General features: G+C 50.5%; 5 protein-coding genes. 4 read left to right on the forward strand and 1 reads right to left on the reverse strand.

The features are described 5' to 3' along the window. The 4 genes from metK to ACJMLT_RS09175 all read left to right on the forward strand — a co-directional run. Window positions 1–1008 (forward strand): methionine adenosyltransferase (gene metK, locus ACJMLT_RS09160; RefSeq protein WP_405729807.1); only part of this gene is annotated, 1008 nt, incomplete at its 5' end. Window positions 1009–1122: 114 nt separating this feature from the next. Next, entirely contained in the window at window positions 1123–1359 is a 237-nt protein-coding gene (locus ACJMLT_RS09165; protein WP_405729810.1) for a FeoA family protein, read from the forward strand. Next, window positions 1352–3238, forward strand: a complete 1887-nt coding sequence (gene feoB, locus ACJMLT_RS09170; RefSeq protein WP_405729813.1) for a ferrous iron transport protein B — start codon at window positions 1352–1354, stop codon at window positions 3236–3238. Before ACJMLT_RS09165 ends, feoB begins: the two co-directional genes overlap by 8 nt. Window positions 3239–3293: 55 nt before the next feature. Continuing rightward, entirely contained in the window at window positions 3294–3578 is a 285-nt protein-coding gene (locus ACJMLT_RS09175) for a hypothetical protein (protein ID WP_405729816.1), read from the forward strand. Between the two features lie 32 nt (window positions 3579–3610). Here ACJMLT_RS09175 and ACJMLT_RS09180 read toward each other — a convergent pair whose 3' ends face one another. Then, window positions 3611–3973: a tautomerase family protein gene (locus ACJMLT_RS09180; protein WP_405729819.1), complete on the reverse strand. Its 363-nt coding sequence runs from the start codon at window positions 3971–3973 to the stop codon at window positions 3611–3613. Window positions 3974–4268 lie beyond the last annotated feature (295 nt).

The following is a 4268-nucleotide window of genomic DNA, read 5'->3' on the forward strand; positions in this document are numbered from 1 at the left end:
ACAACAGAAGCATACGTTGACGTTGAAAAAATCGTTAGAGAAACACTGACAGAAATCGGCTACACAAGAGCAAAATACGGCTTCGACAGCGAAACATGCTCCGTGCTGACAGCAATCCACGGTCAGTCCCCCGACATCGCACTGGGCGTTGACCACTCTCTGGAAAACAAATCCGGCGAAGACGACAGCGAATTTGACACAGGTGCAGGCGACCAGGGTATGATGTTCGGTTTCGCATGTAACGAAACAGAAGAACTGATGCCTCTGCCTATCTCCCTGTCTCACAAACTGACAAGAAGACTGACAGAAGTTCGTAAAAACGGCACACTGGCTTACCTGCGTCCCGACGGTAAAGCACAGGTAACAGTAGAATACGTAGATGATAAGCCCGTAAGAGTGGATACAGTAGTTGTATCTTCTCAGCACGATCCCGATGTGGAACACAGCCAGATCGAAAAAGATATCATCGAAAACGTAGTAAGAAAAGTGATCCCTGCAGAACTGCTGGATGATGCAACAAAATACTACATCAACCCTACAGGCAGATTCGTAATCGGCGGCCCTATGGGTGACTCCGGTCTGACAGGCAGAAAGATCATCGTTGACACATACGGTGGTTACGCAGCTCACGGCGGCGGCGCTTTCTCCGGTAAAGACCCCACAAAAGTAGACCGTTCCGCTTGTTACGCAGCAAGACACGTTGCGAAAAACATCGTTGGTTCCGGTATCGCTACAAAATGTGAAGTACAGGTTGCTTATGCCATCGGTGTAGCAAAACCCGTTTCCGTACTGGTAAACACATTCGGTACAGGTAAAATTTCTGATGATGAAATCACAGAAATCGTAAACAAAAACTTCGACCTGCGTCCCGCAGCGATCATCAAAAACTTCGACCTGCTGAGACCCATCTACAAACAGGTAGCAGCTTATGGCCACTTCGGCAGAACAGATCTGGATCTGCCTTGGGAAAGACTGGATATGGTTGACGTATTCAAAGAACGCATCTGATGAGAATGCCTTTGGTCCCGAACCTTTTGGTTCGGGACTATTTTTTTGTCCAGGCACAGAAAAGCCTTTCCTCGGATAGATTGAACATAACAGATTCCTGAAGGAGGAATGGCTATGTGGAAGAATATTACGGAAGTCCCTGTGGAACAGTCCTGCTTTGTCTGCGGGGTGCAGGGGGAAAGCCGTCTGCGTTTGTTTGATCTGGGGTTTTTCCGAGGCAGCCGGGTCCTGCCGCTGTATGAATGCTGCGGCGGCGGTACGCGGGTGTATCGGGTGAAGGATACGCTGATCGCCCTCAGAAATGGAGATGCGGCCTGTATTCTGGTGGAGGAGGCGGTGCAGGATGACTGAAAAACAGCTGCGGATCGCCCTCGCAGGCAATCCCAATACGGGTAAAAGCACTGTTTTCAATGCTCTGACTGGGCTGAAACAGCATACGGGCAACTGGTCGGGAAAAACTGTTGGCAATGCGGTGGGGTATTTTTCTCTGGGAGATTGGGAGGTGGCCTTGTACGATCTGCCGGGGATCTATTCTCTTTTTTCCGAATCGGCGGAGGAACGGGCGGCAAAGGATTTTATCTGCTATGAAGAACCGGATATGGTGGTGGTCGTGCTGGATGCCACCTCTCTGGAACGAAATCTGCCCTTGGGGCTGCAGGTCATGGAATTAACCAAAAATGTGGTTTTTTGCCTGAACCTGACCGATGAGGCGGAGAAGAAGGGGATCACTGTGAACCATGGGCTGCTGCAGGAGATGACGGGCGTGCCTGTGGTTCCCATGGCGGCAAGGCAGGGCATTGGTCTGACGGAGCTGAAACGCATGCTGCTGGGCATTGCGGAGGGGCACCGCCGCATCCATCCCAAGGGTATCGACTGGGCAGCTTTCGTGCCGGATACGGAGGAGGATTATCTTTCTGAAGCCTATCGGGAAAAGCGCTCGCTGGCCTTTCTGGAACGGTCGCAGGCAATCTGCAAAGCGGTGGTACGGAAGCAGGAAGAACGGGACAGATTTACGGAACGGCTGGATAAAATCATCCTGTCCAAGAAAACGGGCATCCCTCTGATGCTGTTGTTGCTGGGGCTTGTGTTCTGGATCACGGTGGCAGGGGCAAATATGCCGTCCAATTTTCTGATGCAGGCTATGAACCATTGGGGAGAGATTTTGCGGAATGGTCTGGTTTCGCTGGGAATACCCCTTTGGCTGGAAAGTCTCCTGATGGATGGGGTATATCTGACGGTTAGCTGGGTGGTGGCGGTCATGCTGCCGCCCATGGCGATTTTTTTCCCTTTGTTTACGCTTCTGGAAGATTTCGGATTGCTGCCCCGTATTGCTTTCAATCTGGATGGGTTGTTTCAGAAAGCAGGCGCCCATGGAAAACAGGCATTGACCTGCTGCATGGGTTTTGGCTGCAACGCGGCGGGGGTCACGGCCTGCCGCATTATCGAATCCCCCAGAGAGCGGCTCATTGCCATTCTGACTAACAATTTTGTGCCGTGTAACGGGCGGTTTCCCACATTGATCCTGCTGGCGGGGATCTTTTTTGCTCAGGGAAGCCCTGCAGCAGCGGGGATCTTTGTTTTTCTGCTGATCGTGCTTGCGGTAACGATCACGCTGGCTGTTTCTTTTGTGCTGAGTAAAACATTGCTGAAAGGCGTACCCTCTGCCTTTGTTCTGGAATTGCCGCCCTATCGCCGCCCGCAGATCGGGCAGGTCATCCTCCGCAGTGTGCTGGACAGGACGATTTTTGTACTGGGGCGCGCCATTACCGTTGCCATTCCTGCAGGGGCGATCATCTGGATCTGTCAGAATGTGGAGATCGGCGGATATACGTTGTTATATGGTCTGACGGTTCTGCTGGAGCCGTTAGGCTCTTTGATGGGATTATCCGGTGTCATCCTTGCGGCCTTTCTGCTGGGGATCCCTGCCAATGAAATCGTGATCCCCATCCTGCTGATGGTATACAGCCAAAGCGGCATGCTGGTGGAGGCGGAAGGAATGGCACAGGCAGGGGCGATCCTGACTGCCAATGGCTGGACGTGGGTCACGGCAGTCTGCACCATTCTGTTTTCTCTGAACCATTTCCCCTGCGCCACAACCCTTCTGACCATCCGCAAGGAAACGGACAGCTGGTTCTGGACGGGAGTCAGTTTTCTGCTCCCCACGGCGGTAGGCATTTTGCTGTGCGTGTTGGTCAATCTTCTGGCAGGGATCGGGCAGTTGATTTTTTGAGAAAAGATGATATACTTGTATCAAAATCAGCACCAAAGAGAATGGGGGAATTCGTATGAATGAAAAACTGTATCAGCTGCTGCAGAAGGCCGAACTGGATTTTGAACTGCGCCAGCGTATCTGGGCGGCAAAGGATGCCAAAGACCCTGCATTGGCTCTGTGTGAGCTTTGTACGGCGGAAGGGATCCCTCTGACAGTAGGGCAGCTGTTTTCCGAGCAGGAAGAATTTTTCTGTAATCTGTTCCGCAGCTGCAATGGCAGTGCGGTAGATCCTCTGGATGGCTGGGATGACCCCTTTGAAATGTTCTTTGCGGCGCTGGAAGCGTTGGATAAGAAATAAAAAAAGACCCCAAAAGGGTCTTTTTTGTTTGCTTATTTCGGTTGAGAGCAACCCCTTGCCACGCCGCCAACGGATACGCTGTCGGGGGGCAGGTCTGTGATGAGGAAGGGAATACCGCTTTTATCGATACCGGTCAAAGCCTCTACCTTATTTACAATATTTTTCATGATTTCTGCTTTTACAGCAGCATCGCGGTCGGGTTTTGCTACCCAGTCCAAAGTGATGACGGGGTCTTTGCGGAGTACATTTTCTGCATCCCATTCATGGATGAAAACATAGATATTCTGCATAGGGGTGTTGGAAATAACGCTGATCTGTTCAGCGATATATTCCATCAGATCTTTTTTCATGGCGGCATCCTGTTTGCCGACCAGTTCCACTTTTACAACGGGCATAGGCGAGTCTCCTTTCCTTCCAGAAATGATTTGACGCAATCAGTGTAACATAATATTGTACCTGTTTCAATACAAAAGACACGGCGCAGATTTCCTGTACCGTGTCTTTTTGTAAAGAGGGTATACTTGAGTAAGCAAACTTTTAGCATAGGTGGGATTGTTTTCGTCATTTTGCTCTATATGGATTTGTACAAATTGACGATGGGGAAAAGCTTGATTTTTCAGTATTTTCTGTTTAACTTGCTTTCATTTCCAATCTGAGCCTATCAGCGATGAGCGCGATGAACTCCGAATT

It is taken from the genome of Anaerotignum sp., from assembly GCF_045122575.1.
GTDB lineage: Bacteria > Bacillota > Clostridia > Lachnospirales > Anaerotignaceae > Anaerotignum_A.